At 73.5% G+C, this 16,684-nt stretch carries 15 protein-coding genes and 1 pseudogene; 12 read left to right on the top strand and 4 right to left on the bottom strand.

Going from position 1 to position 16,684, the window contains the following annotated elements; translation table 11 throughout:
• The first annotated feature begins 37 nt into the window (after positions 1-37).
• From BKE41_RS22380 to BKE41_RS22350, 7 genes and pseudogenes are all read left to right on the top strand, one after another.
• A complete protein-coding gene (locus BKE41_RS22380) occupies positions 38-262 on the top strand; it encodes a hypothetical protein (protein WP_245295827.1) in 225 nt (74 codons plus the stop codon).
• Positions 263-368: 106 nt separating this feature from the next.
• Positions 369-1,091 (top strand): DNA polymerase III subunit epsilon, encoded by a 723-nt coding sequence (gene dnaQ, locus BKE41_RS22375; protein ID WP_029360283.1) that lies wholly within the window; start codon positions 369-371, stop codon positions 1,089-1,091.
• Between the two features lie 189 nt (positions 1,092-1,280).
• Positions 1,281-2,494 (top strand): annotated as a pseudogene (locus tag BKE41_RS22370) (PHB depolymerase family esterase).
• 115 nt (positions 2,495-2,609) lie between these two features.
• Entirely contained in the window at positions 2,610-3,500 is an 891-nt protein-coding gene (locus BKE41_RS22365) for a TIGR01459 family HAD-type hydrolase (RefSeq protein ID WP_012321201.1), read from the top strand.
• A 234-nt stretch (positions 3,501-3,734) separates the two neighbouring features.
• The gene (locus BKE41_RS22360) at positions 3,735-4,133 is read left to right on the top strand and encodes a DUF350 domain-containing protein (protein ID WP_071000130.1); all 399 of its coding nucleotides are present in this window, start codon (positions 3,735-3,737) and stop codon (positions 4,131-4,133) included.
• Positions 4,134-4,140: 7 nt separating this feature from the next.
• Positions 4,141-4,881: a DUF1190 domain-containing protein gene (locus tag BKE41_RS22355; protein ID WP_024828872.1), complete on the top strand. Its 741-nt coding sequence runs from the start codon at positions 4,141-4,143 to the stop codon at positions 4,879-4,881.
• On the top strand, positions 4,881-6,041 hold the full coding sequence (locus BKE41_RS22350) for a glutathionylspermidine synthase family protein (protein WP_058606566.1): 1,161 nt from the start codon (positions 4,881-4,883) through the stop codon (positions 6,039-6,041). The genes BKE41_RS22355 and BKE41_RS22350 overlap by 1 nt, the downstream gene beginning before the upstream one ends.
• Positions 6,042-6,072: 31 nt before the next feature.
• Here BKE41_RS22350 and BKE41_RS22345 read toward each other — a convergent pair whose 3' ends face one another.
• Positions 6,073-6,669, bottom strand: coding sequence for a hypothetical protein (locus tag BKE41_RS22345; protein WP_071000129.1), 597 nt, complete (start codon positions 6,667-6,669; stop codon positions 6,073-6,075).
• Between the two features lie 357 nt (positions 6,670-7,026).
• Between BKE41_RS22345 and BKE41_RS22340 the strand changes: the two genes are divergently transcribed.
• On the top strand, positions 7,027-7,980 hold the full coding sequence (locus tag BKE41_RS22340; RefSeq protein WP_071000128.1) for a YiiG family protein: 954 nt from the start codon (positions 7,027-7,029) through the stop codon (positions 7,978-7,980).
• Between the two features lie 28 nt (positions 7,981-8,008).
• Here BKE41_RS22340 and BKE41_RS31280 read toward each other — a convergent pair whose 3' ends face one another.
• From BKE41_RS31280 to BKE41_RS22325, 3 genes are all read right to left on the bottom strand, one after another.
• Positions 8,009-8,848, bottom strand: coding sequence for a hypothetical protein (locus BKE41_RS31280; protein WP_159392771.1), 840 nt, complete (start codon positions 8,846-8,848; stop codon positions 8,009-8,011).
• 8 nt (positions 8,849-8,856) lie between these two features.
• Positions 8,857-9,324, bottom strand: coding sequence for a hypothetical protein (locus BKE41_RS22330; protein ID WP_024828875.1), 468 nt, complete (start codon positions 9,322-9,324; stop codon positions 8,857-8,859).
• A gap of 143 nt (positions 9,325-9,467) precedes the next feature.
• Positions 9,468-10,538 carry a DUF4424 domain-containing protein gene (locus BKE41_RS22325; RefSeq protein WP_083374402.1) on the bottom strand — a complete coding sequence of 357 codons (1,071 nt, stop codon included), beginning with the start codon at positions 10,536-10,538 and terminating at the stop codon, positions 9,468-9,470.
• Between the two features lie 644 nt (positions 10,539-11,182).
• Here BKE41_RS22325 and BKE41_RS22320 point away from each other — a divergent pair.
• The 4 genes from BKE41_RS22320 (at position 11,183) to BKE41_RS22305 (ending at position 16,523) form a co-directional block, all read left to right on the top strand.
• Positions 11,183-11,761, top strand: coding sequence for a peroxidase-related enzyme (locus tag BKE41_RS22320; RefSeq protein WP_071000126.1), 579 nt, complete (start codon positions 11,183-11,185; stop codon positions 11,759-11,761).
• A 321-nt stretch (positions 11,762-12,082) separates the two neighbouring features.
• Positions 12,083-14,338 (top strand): ATP-binding protein, encoded by a 2,256-nt coding sequence (locus tag BKE41_RS22315; RefSeq protein WP_029360296.1) that lies wholly within the window; start codon positions 12,083-12,085, stop codon positions 14,336-14,338.
• Positions 14,338-14,799 carry a response regulator gene (locus BKE41_RS22310; protein WP_012321190.1) on the top strand — a complete coding sequence of 154 codons (462 nt, stop codon included), beginning with the start codon at positions 14,338-14,340 and terminating at the stop codon, positions 14,797-14,799. The genes BKE41_RS22315 and BKE41_RS22310 overlap by 1 nt, the downstream gene beginning before the upstream one ends.
• Complete coding sequence (locus BKE41_RS22305) at positions 14,796-16,523, top strand: response regulator (RefSeq protein ID WP_071000125.1); 1,728 nt, start codon at positions 14,796-14,798, stop codon at positions 16,521-16,523. Before BKE41_RS22310 ends, BKE41_RS22305 begins: the two co-directional genes overlap by 4 nt.
• Positions 16,524-16,684 lie beyond the last annotated feature (161 nt).

Raw genomic sequence — 16,684 nt, 5'->3', positions numbered from 1 at the left:
TCTGCGGTTGCGTTCCGGGGGGAACACGAACTGCGGGATGGACGTGATGGCGCGGCGCTGGGGCGGGATCGATCGCGTTCGGTCAGGCGGCATCCGGGCCGCAACCCTCCTCGCGCTGCTGGCGGCTGTGCCCGCGCAGGCCCAGTACGCCGCCAGCTGCCCGCCGCCGAAGAAGGTCGCGGCCGGTGCCTGCGTCACCGCCTGCCCGGGCGGCTACGAGGACCGGGGGCCGGTCTGCGTCTACCGCAACACCTCCCGCTAGGCGGGGCGGTCGACGGGCGATGGACGGGGACGGCCGTGCAGGGCGGGTTAACCGTCCGGGCTTATCCGGCTAGGGTCCGCCCCCATCCCCGCGAGCCGCGAGACCCATGCTGCGCGAGATCGTCCTCGACACCGAGACCACCGGCACGGAGGCGAAGGGAGGCGACCGGCTGATCGAGATCGGCGCGGTGGAGCTCCTCAACCACATCCCCACCGGCCGGACCTTCCACCGCTACTGCAACCCGCAGCGCCCGGTCTCCGAGGGCGCGTTCAACGTCCACGGCCTGTCCGACGCGTTCCTCGCCGACAAGCCGGTCTTCGCCGAGATCGTCGGCGAGTTGCTGGCGTTCCTGGCCGACGGGCGGCTCGTCATCCACAACGCGCCCTTCGACGTCGGCTTCCTCAACATGGAATACGCCCGGCTCGGCGCGAACGCCCCGCCGCCGATCCAGCTGGAGGACGTGGTCGACACCCTGCCGATGGCCCGGCGCAAGCACCCGGGCGCGGCCAACAACCTCGACGCCCTCTGCGCCCGCTACGGCATCGACAACACCCGGCGGACCAAGCACGGGGCGCTCCTCGACGCGCAGATCCTGGCCGAGGTCTACGTCGAGCTGCTCGGCGGCAAGCAGACCAGCCTCGGGCTCCTGGAGGCCGAGAAGGCTGCCCCGGCGGCCGGATCGGCCGCCCTGGCGGCGGCCCCGGCGGCACCCCGTCCCTACCGCAGCCGCCTTACGGATGCGGAGCGCGCCCGCCACGACAGCTTCCGCGCGAGCCTCGGTCCCGCCGCGATCTGGGCCGACTACATCGGCGCGGACGATCCGGTCTGATCCGCCCGCCGGAGCCCCCGCTCCGTGCGCGGCACCGGCTGTTGCCGCATCGCACAGGGGCGTTTAGTGCAATGCACAAAACGCCGTCGGCGCACCATCTCTCGGGATGGCGGGGGCTGGTCCACGCGGTGGCACGGGCGTGCCGGGTCCGGCCGTGACGGAGATGCTGAGGCAGTGAGGCGCGCACGCATGACCGAGGATTTCGGCAGTCGCGACGGACAGCGCGACGACAGGACCGGCCCGTCACCCTTCGCCGACATGATCGAGGCCACCCGCCTGACCGGCCTGGGCCGGCTCGAGGAGGCGACCGCCCTCATCCAGCGCAGCCTCGGGGGTCAGAAGCCCCCCGCCCGCCGATCCGTCGGCCGCGCCGCAGCCTGCCGCCGAGACGCGGAATCCCGCGGCGGAGTCCGGGACGCGGATGCGCGAGGTGGTGGGGCAGGTCGTGCGCGGGCTCGCGCCGGTGCTGAAGGGCCTGGGCAACCCGCTGCGGCCGCCGGCCCCGCCGCCCGCCGACCGGGCGGGCGGGACCGGGGGCCGCTTCGTGGCGCTGACCCACGCCGAGCCCGCCGGCACCCGCGAGTACAAGCTGTTCATCCCGAGCCACCCCGACCGGCCGGCGCCGCTGATCGTGATGCTGCACGGCTGCACGCAGAATCCGGACGATTTCGCCGCCGGCACCGGCATGAACACCCTCGCCGAGCGCGCCGGCGTGTTCGTGGCCTACCCGGCCCAGAGCCGCCAGGCCCACGCCCAGCGCTGCTGGAACTGGTACGAGCCCCCGGGACCAGGGCCGCGGCGCGGGCGAGCCGGCCATCATCGCGGGCCTCACCCGCGCGATCATGGCGGAGCACGCGATCGACCCGGCCCGGGTCTACATCGCCGGCCTGTCGGCGGGGGGCGCCGCCGCCCTCAACATCGCCCGCGCCTACCCGGATCTCTACGCCGCCGTCGGCGTGCATTCGGGCCTCGCGGCCGGCTGCGCCCGGGATCTCGGCTCGGCGCTGATGGCCATGCAGGTCGGTGCACCGGGCCTCGGCGCTCCGACCGCCTTCGGCACCCCCGCGCCCGCCGCCCGCGTCCCGACGATCATCTTCCACGGCGAGGACGACGGCACGGTGAGCGTGCGCAACGCCGACCAGGTGCTCGCCCAGGCCAAGGTCGCCGGGCTGACGCCCCGGTCGGAGACGTTCGAGGGCCGCGGCCATCCCTTCACCCGCACCCGCTACCGGGACGAGGCGGGCCGGGTCGTGGTCGAGGATTGGCGGGTGCGCGGCGCCGGCCACGCCTGGTCGGGCGGCCGCCCCGACGGCAGCTACACGGATCCCGAGGGGCCCGACGCGTCCCGGGCGATGCTCGACTTCTTCGCCGAGCACCGGCTGGGACCGGCGCGGCGCCCGTGAGGGATTTCCGGCTGCCGCGCGCCCCGGCGGGTTGTCAGGGCGCGGCCCTGATGTATCGCAGGGCTCTGCCCTGCCCCCACAAAAGGTCCCGGACCTTTTGAATCCAGGACCGTCCATGACCAGCACCCCCGCACCGATCCCGACCCTCCAGGGTCTCGCCGAGGTCGCCGACCGGTACGACCTGATCCTCTGCGACGTCTGGGGCGTGCTGCACGACGGCCAGACGGCCCACGGGGCCGCCGGCGAGGCGCTGATCCGGTTCCGCGACCTCCCGGGCGCGCGGCCGCGCCGGGTCGTCCTCGTCTCGAACGCGCCCCGGCCCGGCGACGGCGTCGGCCGCATCCTCGACCGGTTCGGCGTGCCGCGGGAGGCCTACGACGCGATCCTGACCTCGGGCGACCTCACCCACGACCTGATCGCCGCGCGCCCGGGCGCGCGGATCCGGCATCTCGGTCCCGAGCGCGACCTCGGCATCTTCCAGGGGCTCGACCTCAGCCTCGTCCCGGAGACGGAGGCCGACCTCGTCGTCTGCACCGGCCTGTTCGACGACCGCAGCGAGACCCCGGACGATTACCGGCCGGAGCTGGAGCGCCTGGCCGCCCGCGGGCTGACGATGATCTGCGCCAATCCCGATCTCGTCGTGGAGAGCGGCAACCGCCTGATCCCCTGCGCGGGCCTGCTCGCGGCGGCCTACGCGGAGATCGGCGGCCCCGTGGTGTACGCCGGCAAGCCGCACCGCCCGGTCTACGAGGCGGCGCTCGCCAAGGGGGCGGCGCTCACCGGGGCCGCGGTGGATCCGGCACGGGTCCTGGCGATCGGCGACGCGATCCGCACCGACATCGCCGGCGCCCGCGGCTTCGGCCTCGCGAGCCTGCTGGTGGCCCGCGGCATCCACGCGGAGGAACTCGGCGTCACGGCCGCGCATCACCGGCTGGGCGACGTGGCGGAATGGCTCGGCCGGCAGGCGGTGCATCCGGACGCGGTGATCGAGCGGCTGGTCTGGTAGCGCCCGACCCGCCGACGCGGGCCGGCCTCGCGCGTATTGCCGCCAGTCTAACCCTCTGAAATCCGCGACAAGCTTGACACCGCGCGGGAAATTGCGTGCATTCGCGCGTGTGAATCGGTCCCGCGCGCAGCAATCAGCCCCGACATCCGCTTCGCGTGCCGGGCGATTCGACCGGAAGACCTGTCCGGTCGCGGCGCGCGCGACGATCGGGGCCGGCGAGACGGCGGGTCTTGCGTGACCCTGGTCTTTGGACTGCCCGACTTCCTGCTCTATCTCGGCACTGCGGCCGGGCTGATCGGCCTCTACCTGCTGATCTACACCCTCGCCACCGCGCACAACGAGCTCGCGCTGATCCGCCGGGACGTGACGGCGGCCGCCGTCGCGCTGGGCGGGAGCCTGGTCGGCTTCACCCTGCCGCTGGCGGTGGCGATCTACAACGCGGCGTCCCTGCTCGACTGCCTGGTCTGGGGGCTGATCGCCCTCGTGATCCAGATCGCGATCTACTGGCTCGTGCGCCTCGCGGTGCCGGACCTGTCGCGGCGCATCGAGGAGGACCGCGCCGCCGCCGCGATCCTCCTCGGCGCGGCCTCGCTGGCGGGGGGCGTCGTGAACGCCGCCTCGATGACCTATTGAGGGGCCGGTGACGGAGACCGCGCCAGCTCCCGACGCGGCCCCCGATGCTGCCGGCCGCGCCGCCGGCGGGTCCGCGACCGGCTTCGCCGCCGCCCGCCGCTCCAAGCGCTCGGCCGCCGTGTCTCTGGTCCTGGTCGCGGGCGCCGGCGCGGCCGCCCTGACGCTCGGCGGCCTCGACCCGTCCCAGCGGGAGGAGGAGGCGCTCGTCTACGGGACGCTCGGCGCCTGCATCGCCCAGCAGCTGCGCGGCGCCGAGGCCTGCATCGCCGCCTACACGAGCGCGCAGGAGACCTACGCGGCGACGGCGCCGCGCTACGAGACCGAGGCCGATTGCCAGCGCCACCACGGGACCGGCGGCTGCACGCCGGGCGCGCAGGTCACGGAGGCCGCGCGCGGCCGCTACCTGCCGGTGATGGCCGCCTTCATGATGGGGCGGACGGACGCGCAGGACCTGCCGGTCCAGCCGCTCTACCCGCACGCGCCCGAGGAGGAGCGCGACGAGGCCGGGACCGCGACGGCCGGGCACAGGGGCGGCTACTGCACCGGTGCGGGCGGCCGGGTCGCCTACGCGGGCGGCGCCTCGCGGGTCCACGTCCCCGCCTCGGTCGCCCGCACCGCGAGCACGACGAGCACGACGACGAGCACGACCCCGCGCACGGTCAGCCGCGGCGGCTTCGGCGGCACCGGGCGGGCGACGGCGTTCTCCGGAGGCTCGGGCGGCCGCGCGGGCGGGTTCGGCGGCGGCTGATGCGCCGCGTGCCGATCCCGGAGCGGCCCGACTGGCGGCTCCACGCCGCGCGCGCCGGCTTCACCTTCCACACGTTCGACGGCGCCCCCTACTGGGACGAGAGCGCCTACTACGCCTTCAGCCTCGCGGAGATCGAGGACGCCATCGAGGCGCCGAGCGCCGCGCTGCACGACCTCTGCCTCGCCTTCGTGGACCGGGCGGTCCGGGACGCGGCGATCCTCCGCTCGCTGCGGATCCCGGAGCACGCCTGGGACGCGATCCGGGCGAGCTGGGCGCGGCGCGATCCCAGCCTGTACGGGCGCTTCGACTTCAGCTACGGCGGCGACGGGCCGGCCAAGCTCCTGGAGTACAACGCCGACACGCCCACCGCCCTCTACGAGAGCGCGGTTTTCCAGTGGCTGTGGCTGGAGGACGGGCTGGCGCGGGGACGCCTCCCCGCCGGCGCCGATCAGTTCAACACCCTGCACGAGGCGCTGGTGGCGCGCCTCGCCGCCGTGGCGCCCCCGGAGGGCGTCGCCTTCGCGGGCTTCCCCGACGCGCCGGAGGATCGCGGCACGCTGGCCTATCTCCAGGACTGCGCGCTGCAGGCCGGCCGCCCCGCCCCCTTCCTGCCGGTCGAGGCGATCGGGCTCGCGGAGGACGGGCGCTTCGTGGACGCGGCCGGCATCCCGATCGGCTGCCTGTTCAAGCTCTACCCGTGGGAGTGGATGTTCGCCGACCCGTTCGGCCGGGCGGTCGGCGCGGCGGCGACCCGCTTCCTGGAGCCGCCCTGGAAGGCGGTGCTCTCCAACAAGGGGCTGCTGGCCCATCTCTGGGCGATGGCGCCGGGCCATCCCAACCTGCTGCCGGCCTTCTTCGAGGAGGACCCGGCCAAGGCCGCGCTGGGCCGGAGCTTCGTGAGGAAACCCCTCTACGGCCGCGAGGGCGCCAACGTGCTGATCGTGCGCGACGGCGCCGTCGCGGCGCGCGACGAGGGTCCCTACGGCGGCGAGGGCTACGTGCGGCAGGCCCTGGCCGCGCTGCCCGATTTCGACGGCCGCCGCGCGCTGGTCGGCAGCTGGATGGTCGGCGACCGGCCCGCCGGCCTGTGCCTGCGCGAGTCGGACGGCCTCATCACGACCGACCGGGCCCGGTTCGTGCCGCACCTCATCGCGCCGTGACCGGGTGCGGGTCGCGGGTCCGGGTCGCCTGTCACCGGTCCAGCGCCGCGAGCTCCCGCCGCATATTCGATCGCGCGGGCCCCTCCAGCTCGGCCCGGGCCCGGTCGGTGACGAACAGCGGCCGGCCGGACTCGAGGGTCCCCCGCAGGAAGGCCGCGCGCCCCCGCCGGTAGGCGGCCGCGCCCACGAACGGGACGAATTCCCGCGCCACGCCGGTGGCGTAGCCGTCGTAGGCGGCCGGCGCCGCCCCCAGGATCGCCATGTCCATGTCGAGGAAGACCGCGACGTCCGCGGCGAGCGCGGCCGGCAGGCCGTCCGGGACGGCGTGCCGCTCGGTCGCCAGGATCATCGTCTCGGCCGCCGCCAGCGCGGGCGCCGGGACCGCGCCGTCCAGCAGCGCCCGCAGGAGCGCGGCGCTGCGGCGCTCGTTGTCCGGGGCGCCCGGCCGGTAGACGGCGTCGTGGAACCAGATCGCCAGTTCCACCGCGTCGGGATCCCGGACCGTCCCGCGGCGGGCGCGGAACGCCTCCAGGAGCGCGTCGATATGCGCTTGGCCGTGATAGACGCGATGTGGCTCGGCCAGCCGGGCGCGCAGGTCAGCCAGGATGCGGGGATGGCCGTCGAGCATCGGCCGATCCTCTACCCGATCCGCCTCCGCGGGACGAGGCGGGATCGCGCCGCCGGTGCGGGGCGTCGCGGGCGCGCCGGGACGACCGGACGATGCGGCCCAGCGGCTGTCCCGGCCCGGTCCCCGGGGGCGGGCTTCCGGACGCCGCGATAGACGTTCCCGGCCTCGACCTCCGACATCGCGCGAGATCATCGTCCCGGTGGCGATGATCGGGGATGTGATCGTCGATCTCTCCGATAAACGGTCGCTGTCGATCCCGTGAGATCTATTGGGCGCGATCGACCCGATCCCGCGTCTGGTCTTCGCGCAGATCGCCGGCTACACGGGAACAACCCATCCGGAGGATCCCCCGCGCCCATGAGAGCGACGACCCTGAGAACGACGACTTGGTTGATGCTGGCGACGCTGCTCGCGGCCGCCCCGGCCCGCGCGCAGGCCCCCGCCCCGTCGCCGGCGGGGCCGACGACCAAGCCCGAGAGCGACCCCGCGCAGGAGACGATCCGCAAGCTCAACGCCTATGTCGGCCTCCTCAACCGGACCCTGCGGGCGCAGGAATCGCTCAGCCGCTATCAGAGCTGGGTCAACATGAAGACCGGCCCGACCGGCCGCGAGCGGACCATCTACGGCCTCTACGGGCTCTACGACGTGCGCGGCGAGATCGCGAAGGCGGAGGCCGCGACGGCGCAGCCGCCCGCGATGCCGGACCTCGACGGCGCCGTGAAGAGCTACATCGCCGCCTATCAGGCGCTCGCCCCGACGGTCACCGAGGCGGAGGGCTACTACGAGCGGCAGGATTACCGCGCGGACAAGATGGAGCAGGGCAAGGCGCTCCACGCCAAGCTCGCCGTCGCGGGGCCGGCCTTCCTGGCGGCGCGCGCCAGGGTCGAGGCCGCGCTGCGGGTCGAGAAGGAGAAGAGCGACGCGCTGGAACTCGCCGCCCTCGAGGCGCGGGAGGGTCGCAAGGCGCGCTGGCACGTCGCGAACGTGATGACCGCGTGCCGCAAGGTCATGGACCTGCTGCCCACCGACGCCGAGCCGGTCGTCGAGATGGCGGCCTTCGAGGCCGCGCTCGGGCGCTACGCCGCCGCCGTGAAGGACATGGACGGGTACAGCGCCGCCAACCCGAACTCCTTCCACGTGTTCGAGAGCCGGCCGCGCGCGCTCCTGGGCAAGCTGCGCGAGTTCGACGCCAAGCTCGCCAAGGCCAAGGGCGACGCCCGGCGCGGCGCCGGGCGCGACGTGACCTGGATCGTGAACGACTACAACATGATGGTGTCGACCGCGCAGACGGCCACGACCTTCTCGCGGTGACCGGAGGCGCCCGGGACCCGGGGCGCCGTCAGCGGGTGCTCCGGGCCGGTTCCGTCGGGCGCAGCGAGGTCGCGGCCGCCGTGACGGCCGCCCGCCACCGCGCCTGCTCGGCCGCGGGGTAGCGGACGCGCAGGGTGACGAAGGCGCCGCCGCGCCCGCCCGCCAGGAGGGTCTTCCGGTACAGGATTCCGGCCGCCGTCGTGCAGGAGAACACGATCCAGCCGGGCTTGCGCGCCGCGTATTCGGGCGGCTGCCGCAGGCAGGTCTGCCGATCCGCGGCCACGACGGCGTCGAGATCCTGGTCGCGCGCGGCGTTCAGGCCCGACACCGTCAGCTGCAGGTGGCCGTCGGCCGAGTGGAAGGCCTGCCCGTCGCCGTTGTCCGGCGGCGGCTCCGCGACGAGGTCGGCGGGCACGTCGACGGAGAAGCCGAAACGGGCGTTGACCACGTGCCGCAGCGCGGGCGTGTCCGACAAGGCCCGGCTCCAGTCGCGCCGGACCCGCGCGATCCGCGCGGTGTAGGCGCGCGTCAGGCAGGCCGTGTCCGGGCAGGTGTCGCGGACCCGCGCGCGCCAGCGCGCGTGGTCCTCGCCGAAGGTGTCGATCGCCTGGCCGGTCTCCCCGTCGACCCCGCGTGTCTCGCCCACGATCCTGTCGAACAGGCGCCTGAGTTCGTCGTCCAGCCGCGTCAGGGCGGGGTCGGCACAGATCAGCGTCTCGACCCTGCCCCGATTCCCGGCGCAATCCGGGGCCGCCCGGGCGGAGGGGACGCCCGCGCCCGCGCCGAGGCCGAGCGCCAGCACGCGCAGCACGGCCGGCCATCGCGGCGGCCGCGCGGTCGCGCGATGCGCGCGCGGGGTGCTCGGCACGGCCGCGCTCACAGGCTGTCATCCTCGATCCTGACGAGCGTCCAGCAGGCCGCCCGGCGAAACGTGTAGGTGATCTGCAGGCCCGTATCGGGCTTGAACAGCTTGACGCGCATCGCGTCGGCCCCCGCGGCGCTCAGCGCCTGTTTCAGGCCGTCGGTCTTCTGCGTCCGGAGGCTCGGCATCAGCGGGAAGCGCAGCGCGTCGGCGCCGAGCATCGTCGTCACCGGCTTCGGTTCGGGCTCGGCCTCGGGATCGATCGTGTCGCTGCGCAGGGGCACGGCGACGAACGCCTTCTGGACCGCGACGTCGTCGGCGAAAGCGGCCAGGAAACCCGGGAAGTCCCGCGCGGGACAGGCCGGCGCCGCCTGGGCGCCCACGGTGCCGAGCGCGGCGAGCGCGCCGACGAGGCCCGGTCGGAGGATCGATCGGACGCCTGATCGCGCGCTCGGGCGCGCCGGACGAGCTTGGATACGCACGGAATCCCTCCTGTGGCGGTCTGGACGTGATCGGCAGTACAATCTCGGCCGGCACGGGCCGTCGGGTCTGCGCGGCGCGGGATCCGGGTCGTCGCGGCCGGCCGCCGGGCCCGCCGGATCCGGGCAGCGTGGCGCGCCGCCGCTCATCGGCCCGCCGTGGTCTTGAGCAGCAGGACGTCGATGTCGCGCCGGGGCACGTAATCCGTCGCGACGCTCTCGAAGGTCGTCGGGCCCGTCTTGCGGACGCCGGTGCCGCAGAACGACACGAGCGTCGCGGGATCGCCCTTGTCCACGGTCAGCTTGAACGTGCCGATCGGCCCGGCCCAGTTGCCGCCGGAGGTGATCACGTAGGACAGGTACTGCTCGAAGGCCTGGATTCCCCGCCCGCCCGCCGCCTCGACCCTGCGGGCGAGCGCCTGGGCCGCCTTCAGGAAGGCCGCGTCCGTGCAGTATTTCCGCGCGTACTCGGCCCTCTCGTCGGCGCCCTCGGTCGCGGTACCGAACGACAGGCTGGACAGGCCGCCGAGGCCCGGAACGTAGCTCTGCCGGACGACGACGTCGCGTCCCGCCGGGAAGATCTGCCGGCGCCAGAACTTCGACCGCAGGGTCCAGACCGGGAATAGGCTCGTCGTGCCGTTGCCCATCTCCTGGGCCTCCAGGAGGCCGTCGGCCACGAGGCGGCGGCGCTGATCCTCGCTCAGGGCCGCCAGAGCGGCCTCGGTGGCCTCGACCGTCGGGACGAGGGGGATGCCGAGGCTCCTCAGCCGCCCGGTCACCTCGACCTCCGGCTTGCCGGCCGGCGTGACGAAGGCGCGCTGCTCGACCTGCGAGTCGACCGGCCGGCCGTCGACCTCGGTGGTGAAGCGGAGGAAGTTGTCGTGCTTCGGGTCGGCGATGTTGAGCATCGCGTCGGGACCGCCGGATATGTCGGGCATCGGGAACGCGATCGTCGTCTCGACGTCCCGGTCGGTCAGGTTGTGGAAGCGGTAGGCGATCCGCACCGCCTTCTCGGACAGGAAGAGGTCCTCGGAGACGAGGGCGATCCGGTCCGTCTTCTCCAGGACGAGGCCGCCGGCCGCGAGGGCCGCGACGCTGTCGTCGGCCCGGACCGGACGCGGCAGGGCCGTCGACAGGATCGCCGGTAGGAACGCTGGCAGGAGCGCCGGCAGCAGCAGGGCGAGGCGCGGGGTGCGGGGCGTGGCTGGGGTTCGCACGGCTGTCGGGCTCGCTGGTTGGATCCGTCGGTGCGGGGGCGGCGCGGGCTTCGGAAGGTCCGGAGGCCTACGCGGCCCAGGGTGGGTCCCGGCGCGGACACCGCTCGCCCGGGCGCGACACGGGCTTCGATCCGCCGCCCCGCGGCAGCGACAGCTTCGTCCAGACCGTCTTCCGTCGCGGCACACCGGTCCTCCCCGCGGCGCGCCGTCGCGCGCCATCGAATCCCGGCCGGACCGGACGGAAGCTTTCGGGCAGAGTTGAGGCCGATCGCGAGGGCCGTGTCAGGTCGAGGCCGCGAGAAAGCACCGCCGTCAGCGAGACGCGTGGATCCCTAAGCTCCGCGTCGCGGGCTTCGTCCCCGCCGTGACGGGGCGATACAGGCCCGCGCGGCGCCACGAGCGGCAACGGTTATTCTCGAAGATCGTCGCTCATGAGCGATCGAAGGTATTCACGTCCCGGTTCTGCTGCTGAAATAGACCGGCGTCTCGCGCTGTTCCGGTCGTAAGCGCGCGGTCCGGTCCGCGGTCCGGCCCGCGGCCCCGCTCGATTGCGTCGGCGGGACCGTTCGGTCTATCGGCTGACCGGGACGGCCGGCGGCCTCGGGCGCCGGCTCGATCTGCGACGATCTGCGAGGAGCGCGCCCGTGTCAGCCGAAGACGCCCCGATCGGCCGCTTCCCGATCCCCCGCCTGGAGACCTTGCCGGACGACATCCGCGCGCGGATCGAGGCGGTGCAGGAGAAGTCCGGCTTCGTCCCGAACGTGTTCCTGGTGCTGGCCCACCGCCCGGACGAGTTCCGGGCCTTCTTCGCCTACCACGACGCCCTCATGGACAGGCCGGGCAACCTGACCAAGGCCGAGCGCGAGATGATCGTCGTGGCGACCTCGGCCATCAACCAGTGCCAGTACTGCGTGATCGCCCACGGGGCGATCCTCCGGATCCGCGCCAAAAATCCGCTGATCGCCGATCAGGTGGCGATCAACTACCGCAAGGCCGATATCACCGACCGGCAGAAGGCGATGCTCGACTTCGCCATGCTGGTCAGCCAGTCCGCGCACCAAGTCGGGGAGGCCGCGTTCGCGGCGCTCAGGGCTCACGGATTCGACGACGCGGATGCCTGGGACATCGCCGCCATCGCGGCCTTCTTCGGCCTGTCGAACCGGCTGGCGAACGTCACCAGCCTGCGCCCCAACCCGGAATTCTACGCGCTGGGGCGCGGCTGACGGCGCGGCGTCCCCCGCCGCCGGCGAGCCGAGCGCGGGTCCCGATCGTTCGCGCGGCCCGGATCTCGCGATCCAGACCCCAGGGGTGCCGCTCCCCGCAGGCTCGGCGCCCTGGGGCATCGCCGGAGCCCCGCCGTGCGACCTGGCGTCGCGCGCGCGAGGCGGATGAGACGGCTCCCGCCTCCTGAGCCCGGCCCGGACGGCGCGCGCGGACGGGGCGGGCCGTCCCGACCCGTGCTTTAAGCCTATAGGAGCGGCCCGGTTCGGCTGTTAACACGCGTTAAACTCTGCGACTGACCCGGTGAGGAGGCGAATCCCGGCTTGAACCTTCGAAGCGGCGCGGCCCCGCGTCTCGACCTGAGCGCGTGCGATCGCGAGCCCATCCACATCGTCGGCAGCGTCCAGCCGCACGGGTTCCTGCTCGGCCTCGAGGCCCGGTCCCTCACCATCGTCCAGGCGAGCGCCAACGCCCCCGCGGCGGCTACGGTCGGAACCGTGCTCGACGCGGCCCTGCCCGACCTCGCGGCCGTCGTCCGCCACCATCTCGCGGCGGCCGAGCAACAGGACGGCGCCCTCTATCTCCGGACCGTGACGCTGGAGACCGGCGGCGGCCGTCAGGCCTACGAGGTCGCGGCTCACCGGGTCGACGATCTCGTCGTGCTGGAACTGGAGGAGATCGACGCGGCCGCGGCCGAGATCGGCGTCGACGTGCTCACCCCGCGCCTGCGGGCCTTCGTCGAGCGCCTGCAGACCGCCCGCACCGTCGAGGACCTCTGCCGGTTCGTCGCCGAGGACATCCGCCAGATCACCGGCCTCGACCGCGCCCTGGTCTACCGGTTCGACCGCGACTGGCACGGCACGGTGCTGGCGGAGGCCGGCAACGGCGTCCTGCCCTCCTACCTCGACCTGCGCTTCCCCGCCTCCGACATCCCCGTCCAGGCGCGCGAGCTCTACCGCCGGAACCGCCTGCGCATCATCCCCGATGCCGGCTACGTCCCCGTGCCGATCCGGCCGGCCACCACGCCCTCCGGCAAGCCGCTGGACCTCAGCCAGTCGGTGCTGCGCTCGGTCTCGCCGGTCCATGTCGAGTACATGCGCAACATGGGCACGATGGCGTCCATGTCGGTGTCGATCCTCGTGGACGGCGGCCTCTGGGGCCTGATCTCCTGCCACAACCGCACGCCCAAGCGCGTGCCCCTGCAGGCGCGCAACGCCTGCGACGTGCTCACCCAGATCTTCGCCCTGCAGCTCTCGGCCCGCGAGCGCGGCGCCCAGTCCGAGAAGCGGCTGGCGCTCGGCGCCGTGCAGGCGCGCCTCCTGGCGTTCATGGCCGAGGAGGACAGCTTCGTCGACGGCCTGCTCAACCACCCCGACGACGTCCTGGCCCTGGTGGACGCGACCGGCGCCGCGGTGGTGACGGCGGACCGCTGCCGGCTGCTCGGGGCGACGCCGGCGGAGCGGGAGGTCCGCGCCCTCTACCGGTGGCTGTCCGAGCGCGACGATTCCGAGGAGGTCTTCGTCTCCGAGGCCCTGTCGGAGGCGTTCCCGGCCGCCGCCGCCTTCGCCGAGCGGGCGAGCGGCCTCCTGGCGATCTCGGTCTCGAAGAAGTACGCGAGCTACATCCTCTGGTTCAGGCCCGAGGTCGTGCGGACGGTGAAGTGGGGCGGCAATCCCGTGAAGGCCGTCCGGCCCGATCCGGAGGGCGGACCGGACCGGCTGCACCCGCGCAAGTCGTTCGAGATCTGGAAGGAGACCGTGCAGGGCCGCTCCCTGCCCTGGTCCGACCCGGAGGTGGAGGCCGCCAAGGACCTGCGCGCCTCGGTGCTCGGCATCGTGCTCCGCCGGGCCGAGGAGCTCGCCGCCATGAGCGAGGAGCTGCAGCGCTCGAACAAGGAGCTGGAGGCGTTCTCGTACTCGGTCAGCCACGACCTGCGCGCGCCGTTCCGCCACATCGTCGGCTACGCGAACCTGCTCAAGACCCGCGAGGGCGCCCAGCTCTCCGACAAGGGCCGGCACTACGTGGAGACGATCATCGAGGCGGCCTTCTCGGCCGGCACCCTGGTCGACAGCCTCCTGAGCTTCTCGCAGATGGGCCGGCACGCCCTCAACAAGGTCTGGGGCGACATGAACGCCCTGGTCGAGGAGGTCCGCCGGAAGGTTCTGCGCGACGTCACCCCCGACCGGACCCTCCGCTGGGAGATCGCGCCGCTGGGCCGCGCCTATGCCGACCCCGTCATGCTGCGGCTCGTCATCGAGAACCTGCTGTCGAACGCCGTGAAGTACACCCGCGGCACCCCGGAGGCGGTGATCGCGATGGGCAGCCTCCCGCCCCGGGAGGGCGAGGCGGTCTACTTCGTGCGCGACAACGGCGCCGGGTTCGACATGGCCTACGTCGACAAGCTGTTCGGCGTCTTCCAGCGGCTGCACCGGGTCGAGGAGTTCGAGGGCACCGGCATCGGCCTCGCCAATGTCCGGCGCATCGTCGAGCGCCACGGCGGGCGGACCTGGGCCGAGGGCAAGCTCGGCGAGGGCGCCACCTTCTACTTCACCCTGCCCATCCGGGAGGAGGCGCACTGATGGCGGGACTGAAGCCCATCCTCCTGGTCGAGGACAATCCGAACGACATCGAGCTGACGCTGGCGGCGCTCGAATCGAGCCAGCTCGCCAACGAGATCGTCATCTGCCGCGACGGCGCCGAGGCCCTCGACTTCATCTACCGGCGGGGCGTGCACGAGAAGCGGCAGGCCCAGGATCCCGCGGTGGTCCTGCTCGACCTCAAGCTGCCGAAGGTCGACGGCCTGGAGGTGCTCGCCAAGATCAAGGGGGACCCGGTCACCCGCCAGGTGCCGGTGGTGATGCTGACCTCGTCCCGCGAGGAGACCGACCTGGTGCGCTCCTACGATCTCGGGGTGAACGCCTTCGTGGTGAAGCCGGTCGCCTTCGAGGAGTTCTTCGCGGCGATCAAGGAGATCGGCGTCTTCTGGGCCCTCCTCAACGAGCCGCCGCCGTACCGGGGAGGCTGGCCATCGAACGCGTGATCGGACCTTCCGCGGGTCCGCTGCGCATCCTCCACCTGGAGGACAGCGACCTCGACGCCGAGCTGATCGAGGCCGAGCTGGAGAGCCTCGGGCACCCGGTCGCGATCGAGCGGGTGATGACCCGCGACGCCTTCGCCCGCGCGGCGGTCGCCGGCCGGCACGACCTCATCCTGGCGGACTACGTCCTGCCGACCTTCGACGGCGTGAGTGCCCTCGGCATCGCCCGGGCGCAGTGCCCCGACACGCCGTTCATCTTCTGCTCGGGCACGCTCGGCGAGGATGTCGCGGTCGAGGCCCTGAAGAACGGCGCCACCGACTACGTCGTCAAGCAGCGCCTCGACCGCATGCCGCGCACGATCGTCCGCGCGCTGGCCGAGGCGCGGGCGCGCGCCGACAAGCGCGAGGCCGAGGCCGCCCTGCAGGCGCTCAACGAGACGCTGGAGGTGCGCATCGCCGAGCGGACCCGGGAACTCGCCGCGGCCAACGAGGCCCTCCAGGCCCAGATCGTCGAGCGAGAGCGGGCGGAGGACGCCCTGCGCCTCGCCCAGCGCCTGGACGCGGTCGGCCAGCTCACGAGCGGCGTCGCGCACGACTTCAACAACCTGCTGACGGTGATCGCCGGCAACATCGAGTTCCTCGAGAGGGTCGTCTCCGACACCCGCTCGAAGCGCCGCCTCGCCATGATGCGCGGGGCCGCCGAGCGCGGCGCCCGGCTCACCGCGCAGCTCCTCGCCTTCTCCCGGCGCCAGCGCCTGGAGCCGACGCCGGTCAGCCTCAACCAGACGGTCGCGTCGATGCGCGACCTGCTGCAGAGCTCGATCGGCGGCGCGGTCCGCATCGAGACGACCCTTCAGCCCGACCTGTGGCCGGCCCTGGTCGACGCCACCCAGATCGAGCTCGTGATCCTGAACCTCGCCATCAACGCCCGCGACGCGATGGCGGTGGGCGGCCGGCTCGCCATCGAGACCGCCAATGTCAGCGTCACCGGGGCGCCGACGCGGCCCGAGCAGCCGGCGCCCGGCGCCTACGTCATGGTCGCGGTGAGCGACACCGGCACCGGGATGACGCCGGACGTGCTGGCGCGGGTGTTCGAGCCGTTCTTCACCACCAAGGAGGTCGGCAAGGGGTCGGGTCTCGGGCTCGCCCAGGTCTACGGCTTCGTCAAGCAGTCCGGCGGCGGCATCCGCATCGACACGGTCGCGGGCGAGGGCACCTCGATCAAGGTCTACCTGCCCCGGGCCGCGGAGCCCGAGGGCGCCGTGCCCCGCCTGCCGGTCGCGGCCGAGGCCGCGCGGGCGCACCCGCCCGGAGGCGGCCCCCGGCTCCTGGTGGTCGACGACGACGCCGAGGTGCGCGAGGTGACGACGACCCGCCTGATCGAGGCCGGCTACGCGGTGCGCGAGGCGGCCTCCGGCCTCCAGGCGCTGGCCGCCCTGGAGGCGGATCCGGGCGTCGACCTCATCGTGATGGACTTCGCCATGCCGGGCATGAACGGGGCCGAGACGGCCCTGGAGGTCCGGAAGCGCTGGCCGGCGCTGCCGGTCCTGTTCGTCACCGGCTTCGCCGACACCAGCGCCCTGACCAAGGCCGGCGCCGTCGGCACCGACGCGATCGTGCTGAAGCCGTTCCGCGTCGGGGAACTCGAGGGCAAGGTCGCCGCCGCCCTGGCGGCCCGCCCACCGGCGCAGCTCCGGCTGATCTCGGGCCGCGACAGGAGCGCCTGAGACGTCCTGAGGGCGTCCTCCACACGGGTCGCGGCGTTCGACGGGCCCGACTTGATCGATGCAGTTGCACAGGCCCGCGCGCTGGGGCACCGATGGCACTGCGGGCACCGTACGGCCCCTCCGCGCCGGCGCGAGGCCGCCCTGTCAGCCGGGCCCCGCGG

The sequence above is a fragment of the Methylobacterium sp. C1 genome (assembly GCF_001854385.1).
Classification (GTDB): Bacteria; Pseudomonadota; Alphaproteobacteria; order Rhizobiales; family Beijerinckiaceae; genus Methylobacterium; species Methylobacterium radiotolerans.
This window is presented reverse-complemented; position numbering and strand designations above follow the sequence as displayed.

Excerpts from the sequence above, each read along its gene's own strand:
- BKE41_RS22310 (WP_012321190.1), top strand. The coding sequence starts at position 14,338 with ATGGCGGGACTGAAGCCCATCCTCCTGGTCGAGGACAATCCGAACGAC.
- BKE41_RS22380 (WP_245295827.1), top strand. The coding sequence starts at position 38 with ATGGACGTGATGGCGCGGCGCTGGGGCGGGATCGATCGCGTTCGGTCA.
- BKE41_RS22340 (WP_071000128.1), top strand. The coding sequence starts at position 7,027 with ATGAGAGCGACGACCCTGAGAACGACGACTTGGTTGATGCTGGCGACG.
- BKE41_RS22345 (WP_071000129.1), bottom strand. The coding sequence starts at position 6,669 with ATGCTCGACGGCCATCCCCGCATCCTGGCTGACCTGCGCGCCCGGCTG.
- dnaQ (WP_029360283.1), top strand. The coding sequence starts at position 369 with ATGCTGCGCGAGATCGTCCTCGACACCGAGACCACCGGCACGGAGGCG.
- BKE41_RS22350 (WP_058606566.1), top strand. The coding sequence starts at position 4,881 with ATGCGCCGCGTGCCGATCCCGGAGCGGCCCGACTGGCGGCTCCACGCC.
- BKE41_RS22365 (WP_012321201.1), top strand. The coding sequence starts at position 2,610 with ATGACCAGCACCCCCGCACCGATCCCGACCCTCCAGGGTCTCGCCGAG.